The following is a 7420-nucleotide window of genomic DNA, read 5'->3' as shown; positions in this document are numbered from 1 at the left end:
AATTAAGGCATTATTCTCTACTGCATTTTGCCCAAGCTCTCCTGCTATCTGCGCATTACTCAGTGTTCCTCCGCTTAGTCCCCCCGCTACCGTCCCTATCGCTGACGATAGATCTCTTATGCTTCCTTTTACGTTTTCCGGAAGTCTGTTCGGGTCTATTTCTCCTGTGGTGGGATCTATTGCTTCTGGATATTGGTCTTTTGGCAGATGGTTTATTAGGTATTGGGCTGCCAATTCCGCACTGCTCGCTCCTGCCGCTCCTGCTGCTGCACTGCCTCCGTTTACACTTGCAGTCACTGCACCTAATATGGCATGCGCTACCAGCTGCGCCGCTTCGTTTTTGTTTTCTCCGTGACCAAATTGTTTGCCTATCAGCTCTGATGCATATGGTGCTAAGGTGTTGGCCACTACCTGTATATTGGTCTGTCCGCCCAGTGCACCGGTGATGGCTGTGGTCACTGCATTCAGTGCACGGCTCTTGTTGCCGCCTATGCCCCATGCCTGTGCCTGTTCCTCTGCTTGTTTGTAACTGCTGGAATATTGTTTCAGGAATTCGGCTTTTTCGGCTTCGTTCAGGCTATTGTATTTGTTTAGTATCTCTCCGCCTTCTGTTTGCAGTTGCTCTTCTGCCGCTTTTTTCGCCTGCTGCTTTTCTTTGTCCGCTTTGTTTGCCATATCTGTGCTTAGTGTTCGTACGCTTTGCATGATGGTGGCGGTGGCATCAGCTACAGCCTGCTGTTTGTCCATAATCTGCTGTAAATCCGGCAGTTCATTTACTTTGCTGTGTGCTGTGCTGATATCGCTGTGGATGCCCAGTTCTTCTACGCTGGTTTCTTTGCCGTTTATGATTATCTGCCCCGGGCTTAGGGTGGCATGTGTGGTGGTATGGTCGCTGCCGCTTTCGTATTGTGGCAGGCCGGGGGTGTAACTCGGATTGCCTACTGGCCCCGGGCCGTCTCCGGAAAAACCTCCTCCTATCGATGCATTGCTGGCATGAAAGTCGGAGTGGTTTTCGATGTCCTTGAAGGTAAGACTGTTGGTGGTAAGCTGGTTGTGTTCTTTGTCTGCAGTGGATCCGATGGCTCCTCCCTGCAAATCTACGCTATCGGCTTTGATGTGGTAACCATCTTTACCGGCAAATAATCCAGATTGCTGGTTGACGCCATTAAGGTGACCAGAAGCATTGCTGCTGCTAAAATTACCTGAGGCTTCCCATACGCTACCCAATCCGCCCTGTACATGCAGGCTGGCTCCGCTGTTTTTGATGACTTGGTCTATTTTGTCCTGCGGGCTGATGATGCTCAGTTTGCCACCGATGTCTGCATCTATGCGATTGGCGGTAGCCTGTGCGCCTAGCAAGGTGGTGTTGCCTTTGCTGCTGATGTTCAGTTTGTCTGATTGCAGTGTGGTTTGGCTGTGGGTTGTCGCATCCAGATGGTTACGACCGGAGCTGGCACCTACTTCGCCGTAAATATACACGCCGGTCTGGGCGCCGATTGAGGCACCTACGCCTACGCTTAGGCCTGCACTGCTGTTTTTACCATCGGCTTTCTGTCGGTTTTGGCCGGCTTCCAGCAGGATATCGCGTGCTGAGTTGAGATTGATATTGTCTTTAGCGCTGACTTGGGTGTTTTGTAAGTGGATGTCGCCTTCGGTACTAATAAGGTTTACATTACCACCGGCTGTTAGCTGGTTGGACTGTGAGTTGCTGTAGCTGCTGTCTTGACGGCTTTTGCTGCTCTTGAAGCCGATACCCGTTTCTACTTTGAGCAGTGTGGCACCTTTCTGTAGTTTGTTTGGGTCCACTGCCTGTCCGTTCAGCAGGGCATCTGACACAACTTTGGCGTTGTTCTGCATGGCACTTTGTACGCTTTGAGCTGCGCTGTACACCATGTAGCCTTGTCCTAACGCCGCCATCCCTTGCAGGGTTTTGGTACGGTCGTCTGCTTTGCTCTGATGTAAAGTATCTACGGCATTGGCCAGATCAATCAGTGGTGAGCTGACTTTAGTGAAGTTACCTACTTTCAAGTCGCGTGAAGACTGGTGGCTGCTGCCGTAGTTGGCATCATCCAGCACGTTTATATCTTTGGCTATGATGTTGAGATTATTAGCGGCAATGATATCTGCTACTTGCTGGGTATAGTGTTCGCCAGCAAAGATGTTAACGTTGCCGGTAAGGCTGCCTACCTGACTGCGTAGCTGTTCTACGTTGTTGGCTCTGTATTCATCTTTGCTGCTCATGTAACCGGTGAATTTTTCGGTATCAGATAGTTGGGCAGAACCCCAGCCCTTGCTGCTATGGCTTTCGCTCTGACTGTTGCTGTTTTGGGTGGATAATATGTTGACGTTTCGGGCTGCGTTGATGGTGTTGTCACCACCTGCTACTACGCTGCTGCCGATGATGTTGATGTCTCCTTTGAGGGTTTGCATGTTGGATGTCCCACCAACTGACAGCTGGGTACCAAGGGCACTATCAACGGAGCCTTGTCCTTTGCCTTTTTCATGCGCTAGGCCGATAGGTGAAGTCCATTTGCGTGTATCCAGATTAAAACCACTGCTTTTGCTGGTGGCATGTTCTTCGTGGCTATCACGGGCGAAGCTGAGGTTAATGTTATCACTGGCATGAAGTAAGGCATTACCTTCGGCTGAGAGTCTGGCTCCCTCGCTGTTGATGCTACCATCGGTAGCAATAATATTGAGGTTGCCGCCAGCAGTTGCCTGTGTGGTAACAGACTCGCTATTGTGGGTATCGTGTGTCTGATGGGTACGCTGGTTACCTATAGTAACAACCACAGGGGTATAGGCAGCCTGTACGGCACTGGAAACTGCTTCACCTGCTTGCATGCTTTTACCCACGATGCTATTGCTGAAATCGCCATTTTGCATGCCTTCTTTGAGGGCAGAGGCAGCTGCCAAAGTTGGAGAATAGGTAAATCCTACTGAAAAACCACTTTTTTTGGTTTTGATATCGATTTTCTGATCACTGGTTATGCTGTCGGCCAGTAAATTTACGTTTTTACCTTGCAGGGTGAGGTCTTTGCCGGCACCAAATATCGCTGCTGTAGCATTTAGGTTGCCATCAGCTTTAATAATGGTGTTACCTTGCAGGCTGCCTACCTGACTTAAGGTAAGGGTTTGGTTTCCATCTTGCTGATCCAACTGAGTTTTGGTCTTACTGTATCCTACGCTGGCCACACCTTTAGACAGATTGGCGGTAAAACCGGATTTTTTCTGTTCGTGGTATTCGTGGTCATTATATTGGTTATGCGCAGCTTCAATGTTGATATCATTTCCAGCACTAAGAATGGTTTGTTCTTTGGAAATAATATTACTACCGCGTACCTGTATATTCTGCTCACTGCCAATATTAACCTGATTACCACTGATGCTGCTGCCTATCGCTTCGTCATGATGCTTTTGGTATTTATCAATAGTGGTTTTGCTTGAAACCAATCCTTTGGATTTGTTGTAAATAGCTTCGTCTAAATCAGCTGTTTGCCTACCTTCGGTAATATTGACGCTATCTTTGGCGTAAATATTAACGTTGCCATTATTGCTGCTGATGTCACTCTGGCGAAGGTTGATCTGTTTGCCTGAGGCAATACTGATGTCTCCTTGTCCACTGATTTGAGTGCCCACTTCTGCGCTGTGGTGAAGTGATAGATGATTGCGATCGCTCAGTTTGCCACTGGTTTCATGATCGGCAATCTGTACCGTACCTAGATTTATGCTGCCATTGGTGGAACGCAGCTGTGTACTACCGTTGACGGCGTTGTTTATAATGTTGGCCCCATGCAAATCAATGCCGTCTTTGCCATCTACAGTTAGGCTGCTGTCTTTGTTTCCGGTGACATAAAGTCCGGCTACACGATTGATAATGGTGGCACCGTTACGTTCATCGCCATGGGTGGCTGTGGTGGTATTGATGCTGATGTGTTTGGCTTGCAGGCTTAGCATATCCTGTGCCAGTGCTGCACCTCCATTAATATCAATGTTGTTTACCGCACTCAATGCTACTTTTTGACCGCTAATTAAACCGCTGTTAGTCAGGTTCTGTGCACCCAGATCAACAATTTTGCGGCCGGCAATAGTACCCTGATTATTCAGATTCTGATTGGTATGCAGGCTGATGTTGCCGGCACTAATTAATGCACCCGCTGAGTTTACGTCACCATCACGCACCTGTAGATATACTTGTGGTACCAGTACGGTCTGCTTGCTGCCGTCAGCCAGAGTTACTGTCTGATTAACCAGCCAGACAATGTCGCTAGTCAGCCGCGCTATCTGCTCAGCACTCAGAGCAATGCCTGGTGTCAATTGATACTGTTGTGCAAAACTGATACCAGCATTCATCAACTCTTTATATTGCTCTTCGTCATTGCTATAGCCTTCCAGCCGGCGAAAGCCGGTAAGCTTGGCTATCTGTTCGTTTATCAGTTTTTGTTCGTAATAGCCGTCGCCCAGCCGTTTTTGCATTTTGTCCGGATTGTGGCCGAGTGCGCTAAGCATGTAATCGCTGCCCAGCCATTTTTTCATATTGGTAAAGGCTGGGTCTGTTTCAACCAAATAACCGCTGTTAGCAGGATTGATATGGTATAGGCTGCTGTTGGGTAAACCGGTATTAAAGCTGGTAAGGGTTTTAATCTGCTCATTATGCAGCTGCACGCTGTTATTCTGACTGGCAGCATTGTTATTATTTATGCTATTGTCATTATTACTGCCAACAGGATTGCTGTTACTGCTGACATTTATTTCTTGGGCGGATACATTTGCTGCTGTGGCATTGACCTGATTAGCACCTGTGTTGATATGCTGCTGGATAACGCTGACTGGTTGTTCGAAATCCAGTTCCGTAATGGTAGTACTATCTACTGGTTCTTTATCTGTGTTTTTACGTGATTTATGATGCCGACCACTTTTACCGTAAGTAAACTTACCTTTCTTACCCTTATCAACAACACGCTGTACTTGTTTGGTTTCTTTGTTTTCCAGCCATAGATTACCGCCCACTGTAAGATTACCGCCAACCAGTATCTGACTGTTATTATTTTCCCAATGGCTGCCATCTATATTGAGACTTCCGCCAATAATTATTTGGCCCGGCTGACTATCGACAATATGCTGTTTATAGGTGTCACGTACAAAATCCCACCACATAATTTTATTAATATCATCATAGCGCCAGTGAACTTTGCTGCCATCCTTAAATTTAAACTGAGCATATTTCCTGCTCCAACTGAAATGGCCGTCTTTTCCTTCTGTCCAAGTTTCAGTTTTGCCTGCATCTTTATATTGTTCGATTCGTTCACTGTTAGCCAGATAATCTTCTACCATGAAGTGATCATTTAAATTTTGTAACTGCTGCACGGCGATGTTACCGTTACCCTGCGCTTCGATACGGGCACTGCTGTTGAGCAGATTATCGGCCNCCACAGCCTGATGCTGTTGGTTTAGGCTGCCACCGATGGCGATGTCACCCTCGCTGGAAATCAGGGCGTGTTCTTTGTTAACGATATTAGTTGCACCAATGTCCAGCCGCTGGCGTGCGGCTATCACTGCTGCTTTGGTTTCTGTGCCGCTGGTTTCTTCCTGATTGTATAAATCATGGGTGCCGATGGCGACATGGTTGCCATAGATGCGGCCGGTACCGATGTTGTTGATGCTGCTTCCGGACTGTACTAGTGTGGTGCTGTTGCTGTTTATCAGGCCACGGTTGGTGATATTGCTTTGTGCCTGTAATTCGGTTTGATTGTTGCTCTGAATGGTGCCGCTGGCCTGATTGTTGATGCTGGCTGCCTGTAGGCGTACGCTGTCGCCGCCACTGAGGGTGTGGCTATTGTTGATTATCCCTTGGCTACTCAGATCCAAATTAGCACCGGCACTGATATCAGCCTCTGCGCTGAAGTCATCATGCAGGCGGATAGTAGCGTTACGGCCTGCGGCGATACTTCCTGAGTTGTTAAGGTATTTACTCTGGATGTTTAGGTCATTACCAGCAAGTATTTTGCCATCACTGCTGTTGTCAATGTGCAGGTTGTGGCCATTCTGGTCGTGAATCTGAACATCTTCTGCACTGCTGATCTGCCCTTGGCGGTTATCCAGATTTTGGTTAATCCGAGCATTCAATTTTTTGTTGGCCCGGATGGAGCCACTTTGATTGTTGACATTTTCAGCCTGCAATTCGATGTTTTCAGCATCAATACTGCCCTGCTGATTGTTTACGCTAGCAGCATGGATTATCGCCTGTTTGCCGGCAACGATTTTACCCTCGCCACTATTGTCGACGCCAATATCGCTGTCTGCGCCGGCATTAATGGCCACTTCGGTACCGCCACTTATCAGGCCATTACGGTTATCAAGCTGCTCTTTGAGTTGTGTAGTCAGTTCCTTGTTGGTTCGGATAGCGCCGCTGTTATTGTTAACACTGTCTGCCTGCAAGAGCAGACTGTCGGTATCTATACTGCCCTGCTGATTGTTGAGGCCGGTGGCAACAATAACGGCTTCTTTGCCGGCAATAATCTTTCCGGCTGTATTGTCAATTGAAGCCCGCTGCTTACCATTGGCATTCAAATATAACTGCCCACTGCTGCCTAATATACCGTTCTGGTTTTGCAACTGTTGGCTGATTTGAGCGTTTAGTTGCTGGTTAGCCCGGATGGCGCCACTTTGGTTGTTGACATTATCTGATTGTAAATCGATTTTTTCAGCATCAATGCTACCTTTCTGGTTGTTCACGCTTACAGCATGGATTACAGCCCCTTTACCAGCGATGATTTTACCGTCGGCGCTGTTGTCAACAGCCAGCTTGCTGTCACCAGTTGCATTAAGCAAAACATCGTCAGCAGCACTGCTTATCTGCCCACCCTGATTGCTTAATTGCTTTGTAATGCTGGCGTTTAGCTGCTTGTTGCTGCGGATGGCACCACCGTTATTATCGACACTGTCGGCATAAATATTAATGCTATTAGCATCTATGCTGCCCTGTCGGTTATTAAGGCTGATACTGTTGATGATGGCTTGTTTGCCAGCTATGATTTTGCCCTGTGTGCTGTTGTCGATGACTAACTTGGCGGAATTGGTTGCGTTTAGGTTGAAATTTTGTCCACTGCTTATCAGGCCAGATTGATTATTAAGGCTGGTGCTTATTTGTGCCTGTATTTGCTGATTGGNTACGCTATCCGCTTTCAGTTGCAGACTGTCACTATCGATGGCGCCACTATTGTTATTTAGGTTGGCCGTTTGTATTTCAGCAGTTCCTCCACTCCATAGCTGCCCGCTTTTGCTATTGTCAACTTGCCCACTACTGTGTAGCTGCAGTTGTTTCTGTGCCGCTATGACACCGCTATCACTGTTGTCGGTGTTCTCTGCCTCTATGGCTATTTGTTCCGTCGACTGGATCCGGCCTTTGCGGTTGTCCAGT

At 47.6% G+C, this 7420-nt stretch carries 1 protein-coding gene; it reads right to left on the bottom strand.

Translation table 11 applies throughout. From position 1 onward, the window contains the following. Positions 1-7420 (bottom strand): hemagglutinin repeat-containing protein (locus J3U75_RS08395; protein WP_267391506.1); only part of this gene is annotated, 7420 nt, incomplete at both ends.

It is taken from the genome of Snodgrassella sp. B3088, from assembly GCF_026535815.1.
Classification (GTDB): domain Bacteria; phylum Pseudomonadota; class Gammaproteobacteria; order Burkholderiales; family Neisseriaceae; genus Snodgrassella; species Snodgrassella alvi_E.
This window is presented reverse-complemented; position numbering and strand designations above follow the sequence as displayed.